Source organism: Bacillus sp. FSL R5-0560 (assembly GCF_037966305.1).
In the GTDB taxonomy this organism is placed as follows: Bacteria; Bacillota; Bacilli; order Bacillales; family Bacillaceae; genus Bacillus; species Bacillus mojavensis.
On the sequence record NZ_CP150195.1, the window covers coordinates 3,814,152 to 3,830,060 of the forward strand.

The following is a 15,909-nucleotide window of genomic DNA, read 5'->3' on the forward strand; positions in this document are numbered from 1 at the left end:
GAGAGTTCCTATGATTTTCAGATTCGGGTTCGTCTCAAATGCGATGAGCCTTTGGGATGCGTCTCCCGCCAAAACACTGACATTCGCCCGTTATTCAAAGCTGTCCGAGGATGAGAGAAAAGAAGCCCTTTTGGCTGCGACAAAAGCTAACTTGCGCAATACAATGAGAACCCTTCACTACATCATCGGCCACGATATTCCATTGTACCGTTTTTCCAGCTCAATTGTGCCGCTGGCCACTCATCCTGACGTAATGTGGGACTTTGTGACGCCATTTCGCAAGGAGTTCCGTGAGATTGGGGAGCTTGTGAAAAAATACAATCTGCGCACAAGCTTTCATCCTAACCAATTTACCTTGTTTACGAGCCCTAAGGAATCTATTACAAAAAATGCAGTAACCGATATGGCTTATCACTACCGCATGTTTGAAGCAATGGGGATTGCAGACCGCTCGATTATCAACATCCATATCGGCGGCGCTTACGGAAACAAAGAAAACGCTCTGAAACAATTTCATCAAAACATAAAACTGCTGCCGGAAGAGATCAAGCAGCGGATGACGCTGGAAAATGACGATAAGACGTATACCACGGAAGAGACGCTTCAGGTCTGTGAGCTAGAGAATGTTCCGTTTGTCTTTGATTTTCACCATTTTTACGCCAACTCGGATGATCATGCGGACCTGAATGAAGCACTTCCGCGAATGATCAACACATGGCAGCGGATCGGATTGCAGCCGAAGGTCCATCTTTCCTCCCCAAAGTCGGAGCAAGCGGTGCGCAGCCATGCGGATTATGTAGATGCCAACTTTTTGCTGCCGCTTTTGGAGCGCTTCAGGCAATGGGGAACCAATATTGATTTCATGATCGAGGCGAAACAGAAGGACAAGGCGCTTCTCCGGCTGATGGATGAATTGAGCTCAATCCGCGGCGTGAAACGGATTGGCGGCGGCGCTCTGCAATGGAAAACATAAGTATAAAAAAAAAGGTTTACAGTTTGTACACATTGGGAACATACGCTATATAAGACAAGAATCGATGGAGGAGAAAGAACATGAAAAACATCAAGTCTCTAAAGGTAGCCGCACAGGCATTCACTTTAAGAAATTTGATTCATCTTTATAAAATGTGCCATTCCGGAAGCCACGAGGTTTATATTTACTCAAAGAAAACGATGTGCAAAATCAAAAGCTTAATCGAGCTGGAGACATTCCGCATGGCTCATAATGAAAAGGAATATCTGATTGTGGTTGAAGGGACAAAAGCATCTCAGCTGGTTGAAAAGTTTCAGAATATGATCGAGCCCGCTGAGAGAGAAGCGCTCTAACTTACATAAAAAAGGATAGACAGTGATGTCTATCCTTTTCCTTATGCTCGTTTATGATGGAGCTGCGCCGCCTGTCCAAATCGTTCGGTAAACCCAGCTTTGTTTCGGTATTTTGTTCATGAAACAGCGGGATCCGCTCCCTAATACAACGGGAATAACAGTGATGTTGAAATCGTCGATGACGTCCTCTTTCAAAGATGTTAAGCGGCCGTGAATGCCTGACGTCTTCGCTGATAAGCATCACGTGTTCATCATGATAGTGTCGGACGTTCCCGTAAAACGCTCCCCGTACGGAATATTGGGTGTGAGAATATTAATATGTTCATATGTGTTCCGTCCTAATATGACAGTACCAACGGTCTGATAAAATTCACTGTACCCGTTATCACCCTTTCCTCCTATTGCTGCACCATCTCTCCAAACTGTGCTTGATGCAGTCTGCTGTAAATACCGCTGGCTTCGATCAGTTCCTGATGCCGCCCCTGTTCCTCAATACCGTTTTTTGTCACGACGACAATTCTGTCCGCATGTTTTATCGTCGCCAGTCTGTGGGCGATCACCAGCGTCGTGCGCCCCGCCGACAATTCTTGAAGCGCCTTTTGGATCGCCGCTTCTGTTTCTGTATCAAGAGCAGAAGTTGCTTCATCGAGAATTAGGATAGATGGATTTTTCAAGAACATCCTCGCAATTGAAAGGCGCTGCTTTTGCCCGCCGGAAAGCTTTACGCCGCGCTCTCCGATGACGGTGTCCAATCCATCCGGCATGTTATTGACAAGTTCTTCTAAGTGAGCCTGCTTTACAGCTTGCCAGATTTCCTCTTCTGATGCGCCCAAACGGCCATATGCAATATTCTCTCTCAGTGTGCCCGAGAATAAGAAAACGTCCTGCTGCACAACGCCAATCTGCTCGCGCAAGGAAGACAGCGTCATGTCTTGAATGCTGACGCCATCAATGGTAATGTCGCCCTCCGATGCTTCATAAAAGCGCGGAAGCAGACTGCAAAGCGTTGATTTCCCCGCTCCGGACGGTCCGACAAACGCTACCGTTTCCCCCGCCCGAATGGTCAGGTTAATGTCATGAAGGACATGTTGATTCTCATCATAGCCAAACGAAACATGCTGATAGCGGATATCGCCTTTCAGCCCGGAAACGTCTCTCGCCTCAGGAGAATCCTGAATATCCGGCTCTGTCTCCATCAGCTCCATGTAGCTTTTAAAGCCGGCAATTCCCCTCGGATACATTTCAATAATGGCGTTAATTTTGTCAATCGGCCGAAACAGGACATTAGTTAACAGCACAAACGCTACAAATTCTCCGTATGACAAGGAGCCGCGAATCACAAACCATGTTCCGCATAAGAGGACAAACAGCGTGACAAACCGTGTCAGCATATAGCTGATGGAACCGTTTTTCGCCATAATTTTATAGGATGACAGCTTAGTGATCCGGAACCGCTGATTGTTGACAGCAAAGCGCTCTTTTTCAAACGATTCATTGCCGAACGCCTGAACGAGCCGGATGCCGCCGATATTATTTTCTACCCGCGCGCTGAAGTCTCCGATATCCTTGTTCAGCGTCGTAAACGCTTTGGTCATTTTTTTGTTGAAGTAAAGCGCCAGCCAAATGACAATCGGCATGATAATAAACGTCAGCAATGCCAGCTGCCAGTTAATAAACAGCATAACCCCGAACGCCCCGAGAATCGTCATAATGGCGATGAACAAATCTTCTGGACCGTGATGGGCGACTTCGCCGATGTACATTAAATCGTTCGTCAGCTTCGACATTAACGTTCCCGTCTTGTTGTTGTCGTAAAATTTGAAGGACAGCTTTTGCAGATGGTCAAATAGCGATTTTCTCATATCGGTTTCGATATTGATTCCGAGCATATGCCCCCAATACGTGACGACATATTGGAGAGCCGAGCTGAGCGCGTAAACGACAAACAATCCGATTGAGGTCGCGATGATCAGGCCCCAGTCTCTCCCCGGAAGCAAGGTATCAATGAAATAGTTGACGATCAAAGGAAAACTCAGCTCCATTAAGCCTCCTGCAATCGCCGAGAAAAAGTCGAGAAAGAACAATGTTTTATATGGTTTATAATACGCAAAAAATTGCCGCAGCACTCTATCTTCCCCCAATGCATCAATAACTGATAAGATTTCTCAATTATACTATACACGGGCTGTATGAAAAGACAGTATTACTTTTTTCTTACAGAACGCTTGAAAAGAGTCGGGCAACTGACTCCTTTGTCCGATCAGCCATTCCTCTTTTATAAAAACCGACAGGACTAAGTTTCTCACTTTCCATCATATCCTCTTCGAAATGGTCTTCTAGGGTGCGGATTGCTTCGGCATCCGTGAAAAAAACATTCACCTCAAAATTGAGCTGAAAGCTGCGCATATCCATGTTTGCGGTTCCGACTGAGGCGATATCGCCGTCAATGATTATCACTTTTTGATGCATGAAGCCTTTTTGATATGAATATACCTCAATCCCCTCTAGAAGCAGCTCAGGGAAATACGATCTCGACGCGTATTGCGTTAAAAAGCTGTCATTCGTCTCCGGCACCATAACCCGCACCTGGACCCCTTTTGTCGCCGCGGCTTTCAAAGCCGTGCGGATGGATTCATTTGGGACAAAATAAGGTGTGGCAATCCACACAGATTTCTGCGCTGTAGAGATCATTTCATAGTAGAGGTCACTCATGCTCTCCTTCATGTCAGGCCCTGTCGCGACGATTTGATAAATGCCTCCTCCCTCCACGGGAACTGGCGTATTGTATTCGTTTTGATCAATTAACACTTCATTAGAGACATATTCCCAATCCAGCATAAAGATAGCGTGAAGCGTTTGCACAATTTCTCCTTCCAGCCGCAGATGAGTGTCTCTCCAAAAACCGATGCCCGGGTCTCTGCTGATATATTCCTTCCCGACATTCAATCCGCCGACAAAGCCAATTTTCCCGTCTATGATCACGATTTTACGGTGATTTCGAAAATTTAATTTCTGATTGAAGAACCCGTATTTCAGCGGAGAAAAAGGAATGATGTCCACACCCGCTTTTCTCATTTTCATAATATCTCTACTTGCCAATTTGATGCTGCCCGCAGCGTCATACAAAAAACGTACCTCGACACCCTGACGCGCCTTCTCCATCATAATCTCCATCATGCCGCGGCCAAGCATGTCCGATTTGAACATATAGTATTCGATATGCAGATAAGATTTTGCTTTCCGCATTGCTTTGAAAATATCAGGAAAGGTTTCTTCCCCGTTTTTCAAAACCTTTACCTTGCTTTTCGTGTTGATATTCATATGTGAAGCCCTGATGGAATAGGTAAAAAACCTTTCTTGATTGTCCTTCAATCCGGTCACTTCAGGCGTTTCCTCCATGTCAAACTGCTTCCGAAGCTTCTCCCTGTTGTACATTCGTTTTGTTTTAAACAGCTTTCCTTTTACATACAGCTGACCGGAAAACAGATAAAACATGTAGCCCGCGATCGGAAAAAAGACAAGAATATGTATCCATAACAGCGTGTGCTGTGATGTTCGATTTTCAAGGATTAACGAATAAATGCTGAACAAAATAATACCGGCATAGCAAAGCAATCCTCCGTAAAACTCAAGTCTGGAAACCGGAAAAACCCATATGATGTATGCCCCAATGAGCATGATATATAAAAAGAAAAACTCCAGTCTCCTTTTCAGCATTTGTCCCCTCTCCAATCCGATCCGATTACCTTCGTATTTCCTCTTATTTCTAACCTTTAAACCTTTCTATGAAAAAAGCCTCTCCGCACACGGGGCGGAAAGGCTTATGATGATGCTTCCTGTGTTTGGCCGGGTGTGATGTTCTGGAGCAAAGCCGGATTGAGGGAGTAGCTGCTTTTGATTTTATTTTTGAAGAAGCTGACGATCAGGCCCGTGACCGCAATCGACACTAAAGAGAAGAGCCCTTTCAGCAATCCGACGGAGACAATGCCGACCAGCACTACGCCAAAATCGAAGAGGAAATTCACCGTACCCGGATTCCAGCCATAGCGCTTTTGCAAAAATAAAGCGAGAATATTAGCACCGCCAAGGGATGCCTGATGATAAAACATGAGCGACAGGCCGAACCCGATTAATGCTCCGCCGCAAATCGCGCCGGCAAACGGTGAAAAAGAGACAGACGGCAGCCAGTGATCAACGCTTGTAAACAGAGTCAGCGCTGCGACTGCAAATACAGTGGATAGGGTGAATTTGACGCCCATTCTGATGAGAGAAAATACATAAAACGGGATATTGATCAGAAAGAAGATTATGGCAAACGAGGAGTGAGACAAGTATGTCAGGCTTAGTGACAATCCGGCTGTCCCGCCGGTTAATACGTGAGAATGTCTGAGTGTCAGGACCCCGGCGCCTGTCATAAGACAAGCAGTGAAAATGAGTAACATCAGCTTCATTCTTCAATCTCCTTTTTCACATGTTATGTCCAAATACAAACATAACAGGATTCCTGACTGCCCAGCCATTACCTTGGCAGAAAATATCTTATGTTTTTATTTTTTCATCAAACGATTTATCATAAAAAATCCCCCTCTTTGAGGGGGGGGTTTTTACAAGCGTTTCCGATACACGACATAGCTTCGTGTCAAATACTTGAGCGGCAGACTGAACACGTGAACTAATCTCGTAAATGGCCACAGGATAAAAACGATGTATCCTATCATGATATGAAGCTTAAACCATAGGGGGACACTCTCCATCAAGGAGGCGTCAGGCCTGAACAAAAAGATCTCCCTGAACCACGGCCCGATTGTTGTCCGATAATCAAATCCTCTCGAATCAATGTTGAGAAACGTGGCGGCAACGCCTGTCAACATCATGAACAGCAGCAGGATGAGAATAAGGATATCCGATGGCGAACTGGTTTTGCGGATTCTTTTGTCAAACAGCCTTCTGTACGTCAGAATGAAAAGTCCGGTACATGCCGCAACCCCAGCCGGCAGGCCTGCGCCAATCGCCATTTTGTGATAAACATGCTCTGAAATGCCAATGGAGGTGTACAAGGCTTCCGGCATCAAAATTCCCATTAGATGCCCGCCGATAACGCACAGCATGCCCCAGTGAAAAAGTATGCTGCCCGCCGCGAGTTTTTTCTTTTCTAACAGCTCGCTTGATTTCGCCGTCCAGCCAAATTGGTCATGCTGGTAGCGGTAAATATGGCCGCCGATAAAGATCGTTAAAACAATGTATGGCATTACGCCCCACAGGATCTGCCCGCTCATGCCTGAACAGCCCCTTCAACGCTTTCACACACGCCGATGTTTTCCAGCGCGGCCAGCAGCACGTGCAGCAGCTCAGCATATATGCTCTTATTTTTTTCGAGGCGGGATGCCAGTTCCCTCACATTGGACCTATATTTCTCAAACACGCTTCTCGCTGCTTCCATCTCCGCAACCGCTGCAAATTCCAGCATAAGCGGCAGGTAATCAGGCAGCTCTTTGTCAGTCTGTAGGAAGCCTGATTGCTGGTATGTGTTTTTTAAATGCAGCAATTCAACGCCGCGTTCTCTTTGCTCACCTGAATGAAAGTAAGTGACGTACATATTCGTTTTTTTCCCGAAGTCAAACGTATAGACATAGTGGTCAATCAGCGCTTCTGGTGAAAAACAGGCTAACGCCTCTAAAAAGCGCAGCAGCTTCTCACGGATTTGCCGATTGCCAATTTCATGAATCAGAGCCTTCCAATCGGGAAGCTCAGCTTTCCACTCTTCATCCGGATACGAAAGAAGACAGGAAAGAGCAGAGAATGCGATTTGCCGATCTGTGGTGTTCATCTGTTTACACCTCATTTATCAAAAGTTAGAAACAAGAGCCCGGGCCGCCGGAAAATGATAAGCCGCAGCTCCCTTGTTCAGTGTATAAATCAGAAATGTTTTCACGGTGGCTGCTCGGAATCACAAAGCGGTCATCATATTTGGCGATCGCAAGCAGCCGATACATGTCTTCAATTTGCTGTGCTGTTAAGCCGACGCTGGAGATCAGTGCCGGGTCGATGGATTTATTCGTCTGGACCGCCCTCATATACTGGCGCATGACAGACATTTTCTTTAATGTCGACCGAATATGATCTGTATCACCTGCCGTTAATAGCTGCGCCAAATAGTCAATCGGAATTCTCATTTGGTCAATAGCCGGAAAAATGTCTTCCGCTGTTTGCCGGCTTCCCTCTCCTTCAAAAACATTCATGATCGGGCTCAAAGGTGGAATGTACCAAACCATCGGCAGCGTACGGTACTCAGGATGAAGCGGCAGCGCAATCTTCCATTCGATGATCATCTTATAAATGGGCGATTGCTGTGCAGCCTCTATCCATTCTGTCGGGATGCCCTGTTCTTTTGCTTGTTTAGCAACCTCGGGATCATTCGGATCAAGAAACACTTCTAATTGAGAATGATAGAGATCCTTTTCATTTTCAGCAGATGCCGCTTCCTCCACCTTATCCGCGTCATACAGCATGACGCCCAAATAACGGATTCTCCCCACGCATGTCTCAGAGCAGATGGTCGGCAGTCCCGCCTCCAAACGCGGAAAGCAGAGTGTGCATTTTTCGGCTTTGTTCGTTTGCCAGTTAAAATATACTTTTTTATAAGGGCAGGATGAAACACAGTATCTCCATGAACGGCATGCGTTTTGATCCACGAGTACAATACCGTCTTCCTCGCGTTTGTACATGGCACCGGATGGACAAGAGGACACGCACGCCGGGTTGATGCAATGCTCGCAGATGCGCGGAAGATACATCATAAAAACTTCATCGAATTCCGTTTTAATAGACTCCTCCATCTTTTGAACGTTTGGATCTTCAAGCCCCGTAATGTGGCCGCCCGCCAGATCATCCTCCCAGTTCGGCCCCCATTCAATATTCATAAAATCTCCCGTCAGCGACGATTTTGGCCGCGCTACAGGCTGGTGTTTTTTCTGCGGACTGTTAGTCAGCGTTTCATAATCATAGTTCCAAGGCTCGTAGTAATCATCAATGGTTGGCTGATTCGGATTATAGAAAAGATTTGCAAGGCGGTTGGTTTTCGGGCCTGATTTCAGCTCGAGCTTTCCTTTTTTTAAAGTCCAGCCGCCTTTATATTTGTCCTGATCCTCCCATTGCTTCGGGTAGCCGATACCCGGCTTTGTTTCTACATTATTGAAATACATATATTCGGCACCGGAACGATTTGTCCATGTGTTTTTGCAGGTTACGCTGCACGTGTGGCAGCCGATGCATTTATCTAAGTTCATGACCATTCCGATTTGCGCTTTAATCTTCAAGCCAATCGACCTCCTTCAGCTTGCGGATGACCACATTCAGATCGCGCTGATTCCCCGTAGGTCCGTAGTAGTTAAAGCCGTAGCTGAGCTGGGCATAGCCGCCGATCATCTGTGTCGGCTTGACGTGAATTCTTGTCGGACTGTTATGGGTGCCTCCGCGGTTATTGGTCAGTTTTGTGCCGGGCACGTTGATATGTCGGTCTTGGGCATGATGCATAAACGCCATTCCTTTTGGTATCCGGTGAGACAGCACCGCTCTCGCTACGACAACCCCATTTCTGTTAAAGCATTCAATCCAATCGTTGTCTTTGATATCCGCATCCCCCGCATCATCTTTATTCATCCATACCGTAGGCCCGCCGCGAAATAGCGTAAGCATCGGCAAGGAATCAAAATACATGCTGTGCACGGACCATTTATTATGCGGCGTCAAATAATTGAGGACAATTTCTTTGCCCTCTTGATCAGGCCGCTTGCTTAGAAACGGACGATGCTGGAGGATCGGTTTAAAGGTCGCCATCGTTTCCCCGAATTCCATCATCAGTTCATGATCGACATAATAGGATTGTCTGCCTGTCAGTGTTCGCCACGGAATTAATTTTTCTACGTTCGTCGTAAACGGTGAATACCTGCGCCCGCCTTTTTCAGAGCCGGTAAATGCCGGAGAGGTAATGACCGTTTTCGGCTGGGCTGTAATTTGTTCAAACGTAAAGCATTCTTCCTCCCGTTCTTCCGCCAGGTCTTTCAGCTCCAGGTTTGTGATGTTTTCAAGCGATTCCCATGCTTTTACGGCAACTTTCCCATTAGAAGTGGACGATAGGGTTAAAATTGCTTCTGCCGCCTGCTTTGCTTCACTTATATTCGGACACCCCTTTGCAACGCTGTCCGAGGTGATTTCTCCCAATCTCTTTTTGAGTGATTCATATTCATCGGCTATCGACCAGCTCATGCCTTTTGTTCCGCTCGGTTTTAAGGCGGCGTTTGGGCCGAGCGCAGTCATTTTATGAAAGATTTGCTTGTAGTCCCTTTCAACGACTTGAATGTTCGGCATCGTTTTCCCCGGAACGGCTTCACATTCGCCTTTGCTCCAGTCATTGATTTTGCCGAACGGCTGGGCCAATTCCTGCATGGTGTCGTGAAGGAGCGGCGTCGCGACTACTTCTTTCACCGGGTCCATATCGACTTCTTCTGCCAGATCAGAAACGGCTTTAGACAGCGCCTTGAAAATATCCCAGTCTGCCTTCGATTCCCACGGAGCTGAGATCGCCGGAGCAAAAGGATGAATGAACGGGTGCATATCGGTGCTGCTGAGATCGTGTTTTTCATACCATGTCGCCGCTGGTAGCACGATATCGGAATACAGCGCGGTACCGGCCATTCGGAAATCAAGATTGATTAACAAATCGAGCTTTCCTTCCGGAGCCTGCTCCCTCCATTTGATTTCTTCAGGACGGATGCTGTCGCTGTCGTCATTCATCAAGCCGTTCGTCGTTCCCAAGAGATGCTTGAGAAAATATTCATGTCCTTTTCCCGAACTGGAAATCAGATTCGCCCGCCATACAAAGAGATTTCTTGGGAAATTCACTTCATTGTCAGGATCTTCAATGGCGAATTTCAGCTTTTTCTCTTGAAGCTGTGAGGCCACGTACCCACCAACGTCTTCAGGTGTTGTTGCCCCCGCTTTTTCAGCTTCTTTGTACAGGTCAATTCCGTTTTTATCAAATGTCGGATAAGACGGAAGCCATCCGAGTCTTGCTGCCAGCACATTGTAGTCAGCGTGATGCTTGTAGCGGGATGACCCAGCGATCGGTGATGCCAAGTCACTGACCGGCTGATCCTCGTAGCGCCACTGATCTGTCGCAAAGTAGAAAAATGAGGTGCCGTTTTGCAGCTTGGGCACGCCCTCCCAGTCCTTTGCATTTGCAATTGTCTGCCAGCCTTCAGCAGGGCGGAGTTTTTCCTGACCGACATAATGAGCCCAGCCTCCGCCGTTTACGCCTTGGGCGCCTACCAGTAATACGAGATTTAATACTGCCCGGTAGATCGTGTCAGAGTTGAACCAGTGGTTGATCCCCGCCCCTACAATAATCATGGATCGGCCGTCTGTATCGATCGCATTTTGGGCAAACTCTCTAGCTATCTTAATGACGGCTTCTTTTTTGATCCCTGTCACCTGCTCCTGCCAGGCTGGCGTAAACGGTTCAGGATCGTCATACGAGCAGGCTGATTTCTCCCCGATCCCCCGATTCACGCCGTAGTTAGCCAAAATCAAGTCAAACACGGTTGTGACATACACATCTTCATTGTCCATGGCCAGTTTTTTAATAGGCAGGTCTCGCTCAAGCACTCTGTTTCCCTCATGTGAGAAATAAGGGATTCGAACCGTGCCGATCTCGTCCTCTATGCCGTGCACTGAGAGCCGAGGTTCAATCGGTTCGCCTGTTTCTTCATCTATCATGTGCAGGTTCCATTTCTTTTGGCCGTCCCAGCGGGAGCCCATTGTTCCTTGCGGGATCGCGAATGCGCTTGTACGTTCATTCCACACCGCAGGCTTCCACTGATCATGCCCCGTCTGCCGCCCGATGTCCTTTGCATGAAGAAAACGCCCGGCTGTATACACGCCATCCTCTTTAGTTAGAGTGACAAAGAACGGGAAATCCGTGTATTGCTTTGCGTACTTTATGAAACGCTCTGTCTTCTGATTAACGTAAAACTCCTGCAAGATCACATGCCCCATCGCCATCGCAAGCGCGCCGTCTGTTCCTTGGCGAATGCTCAGCCAGTCATCCGCAAATGTTGAGGATTCCGCGAAATCCGGGCTGATTGAGATGACTTTTGCCCCTTTATAGCGGGCTTCTGCCAAAAAGTGCGCATCAGGCGTCCTTGTGAGCGGGACATTGGAGCCCCATGTGATGATATAGCCTGAGTTGTACCAATCACTGCTTTCCGGGACGTCTGTCTGATCGCCCCAGATTTGCGGGGATGCCGGCGGAAGATCCGCATACCAATCATAGAAACTGAGCATAGGGCCGCCAATCAAAGACATAAACCGCGAGCCTGACGCGTGGCTGATCATGGACATGGCCGGAATCGGGGAAAACCCGACATTCCGGTCAGGCCCGTATTTCATGACTGTATAGAGCAGAGAGGCTGAAATCAGCTTCAGTACCTCCGGCCATTCAGCGCGCACAAAACCGCCTTTTCCCCGCGCCTGTTTATAGGACTTCGTTTTATCCGGATTTTCAACAATCGATTTCCATGCTTCCAAAGGGTTTTGATGAGCCTGCAATGCTTCACGCCACAAATTGATCAGCACACCGCGCACGTATGGATATTTCACACGGAGCGGGCTGTAGATATACCATGAAAAACTGGCCCCTCGCGGACAGCCTCTCGGTTCGAAATCAGGCATATCCGATCCGGTTGACGGATAATTCAGGTTTTGCCCTTCCCACGTGACGATGCCGTTTTTCACGTATATATTCCAGCTGCAGGACCCTGTGCAGTTAACGCCGTGGGTGGAGCGGACGACCTTATCGTACTGCCATCTGTTTCTGTATACATTCTCCCAATCACGATCTTCATAGGTTGTTTGACTATGTTTATTTGATTGATGCTCAATAGGAGAGAAATAGTTTAATCTCCTAAACAACGGACTCATTTTCTTTTTTTTCATGAGTATTTCACTCCTTCCGAGTCAGGTATTCTAAGTTCACTATATACAGAGGCAGGATATTTCCTTGTGAACTATGTCACACACTCCCCTTTTTTCACAGAAAGTTCACATGAAGAAGAAGGAATGGAAAGACTGATCAAAAAACCCGACTCCTTTTAGGAATCGGGTTCAGCGTTTTCATCCTGAGATCTATGCAGATAACGCAAAAAAAGCTCATAAGAGAAAAAGACATTTTGCTGGAGCATCACCAGAAAATTCATCTGCAGCTTCGGGTAATAGGACATGATTTTTTTTAATATGTAAAAAGGGATATTGAGCATAAGAATGTCTTCGGATGTGCGGACTGAAATGAATGGAGATAAGAACAGCCCGCCTTTTTGATCGACGGGAAACACATCGCCTTTTTCCCACAGCGCAACGGTTTGCGACCCTTCAGGCAGCCTGCTGTCAATAAAACGAATACTGCCTTTTAATACAATATAAATGGATTGAGAATGGAGAAAAGATGGATCCTGATCACATGACCCGCGGATAAACGTCCCGTTATTCAGCAATGTTTCGACAATGGGTAGAGGCACTTCATTAAACATAGGAAGTTGTTTCAAAAAAAATAAATAGTCACACTGATTCATAGGGAAGCCTCCTGTGGTGCTAAGGATAGCTTTAGTGTAGCCCGGCCGATCCATGACAGCAGTGATGTATTTCACAGATGAAATGATGAATGTCACATATTGTCGGTATTGTCGCTTTTATAATGAAACAAGAAAGGAGTGTTTCGATGAAGGCGCTTATTCCGAAGCAGCACGGCGCTTGGGCCATGCTGCTCATTCCATTTTGCCTCGGTACGGTGAAGGGAGGAGCGGTTCTTTGGCATATTCCCCTATTTTTAGGCTGGCTGTTTCTTTATTTGGCTGTTCATCCTGTTACGCTGGCATTAAAAAAGAAACAAATCAACGCCTATCAAAAGTGGATATTTTATTACAGTGTTCCAACCTGCAGCTTTTTGCTTGCCGCTGTCATCCATAAGCCGTCTTTTATCTGGCTTGCCTTTTCTTTGCTGCCGCTGTTTCTCATTCATGTGTATTATGCCCGGCGAAAAAATGAACGAGCGCTGCTGAATGATTTTGCGGGCGTCTTTTTCTTTTGTGCAGGAGGATTCGCCAGCTGCTGGCTGGGGACGGAAACTCTTGACGGCTGGGCATGGTTTATTTTTGCACAATCTGCTTTGTTTTTTATCGGAAGTTCATTTTATGTGAAGTCGGTGATCCGGGAGAAGAATAATAGAGGATTTGCCTACTGGTCGTGGGTCTATCACCTGCTCCTCCCCTTACTTTCCGCAGCTTTCGGCGCGGGCTGGGCCGTTCTCGCCTTTATCCCCAGCAGTTTGCGTGCTTGGTTTTTTCACGGAAAGAAGTGGCCTGTTCAAACGATCGGCATTCTTGAAATCGTCAATGCGTGCTTCTTTTTCGCCATCATGTGCATTTGGCTAACAAGATAAAAACAAGGACATATTGCTGTCCTTGTTTCCACTTAATCAATATTGCAAATCTCTAACGGGCAATGTTCGCATTCAATCTCACACCGTAAATAGTCCCGCTGATGCAGTACAATCTTTCCGGATTCCTCTATTGAAATAACCCCTTGTTTGCGGAGATCACCCAGTATGCGGTTGACGCTCTCTCTTGCCGCCGCGCAAAATTTCGCCAAATCCTGGTTTGTCAGGGCAATGTTAATGAGAATGCCGTCACTCCGGTTCACTCCATAGCTGTTTGACAAGCGGATAAGGGTGGAATAGAGTGCCCCTTTTTTGCCATGAAGAAGAAGGTCTCTGATTTTGGATTGAATTTTGCGCAAATGGGTGCTCATCCATTTCATAAATTCAAATGTCAAAGCACCATTGTGGATTAGTTCCTTTTCAAGTCTGCCTTTATTGATGACAAGCACTTCGCCATCCTCCAGCACTTTTGCACTGAGCATATATCTTGGTTCTTCTGTGAAAAGTGTTAATTCACCGACAATATCATTTTTTTGGCAGATTCTAAGCGTCAGGTCTTTGCCGTCAGACGTCAGTTTCCCGATTTCAATGAGTCCTGACTGAATCAGATAAAGCTCTTCTGCATCCATTCCTTCTCGAAACAGGTATGTGTGTTTTTCGATTTTTCTTTTTGTGCTGATGGATTCCAGCAATTGATGAAGATCACTGGAAATAAGATCCTTATCAGATGTTCGAACAGAGAGAAAGTTCATGAGCTCACCTCGAAGAAAAGTCACGTTGTGTATTTATTGTAACGTGAAATCATTTGCGCTTTTCAGAAAAAACTTACAATCTCGTGAATTCCCCAGTCGCTGGCGGCCCTTCAGTTTACGCTGTGCCCGCTTCTCTCTGTATGTGTTTTCATTCTTTCCTGCCAATACATCCATATGACAATGACAAAGCTTGCTAACGCGACTTCCGAAAGCGCCATAAATCCGATGGCGTATTGTCCCGTCGCCTGAAATACACTCGCTAGGATCAGCGGAGGGAAAAAACCGCCTAATCCGCCCATGGCAGACACAACTCCGTTGGCAATTCCCGCTTGTTTAGAAAAATAGAAAGGAACCAGTTTAAAAACCGTCCCGTTTCCAATCCCTGAGCACACCGCAACCGTTAGCGCCCCAAAGGCATAAATGCCGATCGTCGGCGAAAACGACAGAATCACGCCCGATAATGTCAGGCCGGCAAAGATAAACATCAGGATGCGGAGCGGACTCACTTTATCAGCCAGCCACCCGCCCGCCGGCCTGAGCAGCGTGGATACAGCAATAAAACCTGCCGTCCTCAGCCCGGCATCCGCAGGACTCAGATCAAACTGTTCAACAAGAAAGTTTGGCAGATAGATTGTAAACGCGACAAAAGCGCCAAATGTAATAAAATAAAAGAGACTCAGGAACCACAGCACATGATTTCGGTAAACAGCTTTGATTTGAGTCTTTACGGACACCTTCACTTTCTTCTCATGCCGGTCACCGAAGAAAAATTGCAGCAAAGCAAATAAAGCCAACAGGACCATATACATTTGCACCGTACTTTTCCACCCCGCCGCTTGTGCAATCACGGGAGCTGCAAATGTAGTGATCGCGGTTCCGATATTCCCGGCGCCGTATATACCGTTTACAACGCCATGTTTTTCTTTAGGATAGTACTTCGGAAGAGATGTAACCCCAATGGAAAAAACGGCTCCCCCAATCCCTAAGAAAAAACCGCCCGCGATTAAATCAAACAGAGAATCTGCAATACTGATCCAAAATACAGGGAATAAAAGCAATATAAAGCTGATCATAAAAATGATCCGCGCGCCAAATCTGTTGGTCAAATATCCCAACGGAATGCGGAGAAGCGAACCTAATATAACAGGTATGGCCGTTACCAAGGAAATTTCGCCTTTGCTCAAATGAATATCTAATGTGATCTGGGAGATAAGTGACGAAATCAGCACCCAAACCATAAACCCTGCCACCAAGCTCAATGACTGCAGCGATAATTGAAAGTGTTGACGGTTAATCATTCGGCTTGCCCCTTTCACTGATTCAATAATCAGCCTTATCATACAA

Annotated in this window: 13 protein-coding genes and 1 pseudogene; 3 read left to right on the forward strand and 11 right to left on the reverse strand. The window is 46.6% G+C overall.

The window, feature by feature from the left end:
- Positions 1-10 precede the first annotated feature (10 nt).
- Complete coding sequence (gene uvsE, locus NST56_RS19955) at positions 11-973, forward strand: UV DNA damage repair endonuclease UvsE (RefSeq protein ID WP_339178679.1); 963 nt, start codon at positions 11-13, stop codon at positions 971-973.
- Between the two features lie 80 nt (positions 974-1,053).
- Entirely contained in the window at positions 1,054-1,326 is a 273-nt protein-coding gene (locus tag NST56_RS19960; RefSeq protein ID WP_010332264.1) for a hypothetical protein, read from the forward strand.
- A gap of 41 nt (positions 1,327-1,367) precedes the next feature.
- Here NST56_RS19960 and NST56_RS19965 read toward each other — a convergent pair.
- From NST56_RS19965 to NST56_RS20005, 9 genes and pseudogenes are all read right to left on the reverse strand, one after another.
- Positions 1,368-1,722: pseudogene (locus NST56_RS19965) on the reverse strand (dihydrofolate reductase); the annotation flags it as partial.
- A gap of 2 nt (positions 1,723-1,724) precedes the next feature.
- Positions 1,725-3,452 (reverse strand): ABC transporter ATP-binding protein, encoded by a 1,728-nt coding sequence (locus tag NST56_RS19970; protein WP_339178682.1) that lies wholly within the window; start codon positions 3,450-3,452, stop codon positions 1,725-1,727.
- A gap of 88 nt (positions 3,453-3,540) precedes the next feature.
- The gene (gene cls / locus NST56_RS19975) at positions 3,541-5,043 is read right to left on the reverse strand and encodes a cardiolipin synthase (protein ID WP_339178684.1); all 1,503 of its coding nucleotides are present in this window, start codon (positions 5,041-5,043) and stop codon (positions 3,541-3,543) included.
- 104 nt (positions 5,044-5,147) lie between these two features.
- Complete coding sequence (locus tag NST56_RS19980; RefSeq protein ID WP_339178687.1) at positions 5,148-5,777, reverse strand: YitT family protein; 630 nt, start codon at positions 5,775-5,777, stop codon at positions 5,148-5,150.
- Between the two features lie 153 nt (positions 5,778-5,930).
- Positions 5,931-6,602, reverse strand: coding sequence for a respiratory nitrate reductase subunit gamma (gene narI, locus NST56_RS19985; RefSeq protein WP_168748993.1), 672 nt, complete (start codon positions 6,600-6,602; stop codon positions 5,931-5,933).
- Positions 6,599-7,153, reverse strand: a complete 555-nt coding sequence (narJ, locus tag NST56_RS19990) for a nitrate reductase molybdenum cofactor assembly chaperone (RefSeq protein WP_339178691.1) — start codon at positions 7,151-7,153, stop codon at positions 6,599-6,601. Before narJ ends, narI begins: the two co-directional genes overlap by 4 nt.
- A 25-nt stretch (positions 7,154-7,178) precedes the next feature.
- Complete coding sequence (narH, locus tag NST56_RS19995; RefSeq protein ID WP_268446858.1) at positions 7,179-8,642, reverse strand: nitrate reductase subunit beta; 1,464 nt, start codon at positions 8,640-8,642, stop codon at positions 7,179-7,181.
- Positions 8,632-12,318 carry a nitrate reductase subunit alpha gene (locus NST56_RS20000; RefSeq protein ID WP_339178696.1) on the reverse strand — a complete coding sequence of 1,229 codons (3,687 nt, stop codon included), beginning with the start codon at positions 12,316-12,318 and terminating at the stop codon, positions 8,632-8,634. The genes narH and NST56_RS20000 overlap by 11 nt, the downstream gene beginning before the upstream one ends.
- A 155-nt stretch (positions 12,319-12,473) precedes the next feature.
- On the reverse strand, positions 12,474-12,950 hold the full coding sequence (locus tag NST56_RS20005; RefSeq protein ID WP_229148637.1) for a Crp/Fnr family transcriptional regulator: 477 nt from the start codon (positions 12,948-12,950) through the stop codon (positions 12,474-12,476).
- Positions 12,951-13,096: 146 nt separating this feature from the next.
- On the opposite strand from NST56_RS20005, the gene NST56_RS20010 reads away from it, so the two are divergent.
- On the forward strand, positions 13,097-13,816 hold the full coding sequence (locus NST56_RS20010) for a YwiC-like family protein (protein WP_339178703.1): 720 nt from the start codon (positions 13,097-13,099) through the stop codon (positions 13,814-13,816).
- A gap of 32 nt (positions 13,817-13,848) precedes the next feature.
- Here the strand turns inward: NST56_RS20010 and NST56_RS20015 are convergent, their stop codons facing one another.
- Both NST56_RS20015 and NST56_RS20020 read right to left on the reverse strand, forming a co-directional pair.
- Complete coding sequence (locus NST56_RS20015) at positions 13,849-14,565, reverse strand: Crp/Fnr family transcriptional regulator (RefSeq protein WP_339178705.1); 717 nt, start codon at positions 14,563-14,565, stop codon at positions 13,849-13,851.
- A 110-nt stretch (positions 14,566-14,675) separates the two neighbouring features.
- Complete coding sequence (locus NST56_RS20020) at positions 14,676-15,863, reverse strand: nitrate/nitrite transporter (RefSeq protein ID WP_339178708.1); 1,188 nt, start codon at positions 15,861-15,863, stop codon at positions 14,676-14,678.
- Positions 15,864-15,909: the final 46 nt, after the last annotated feature.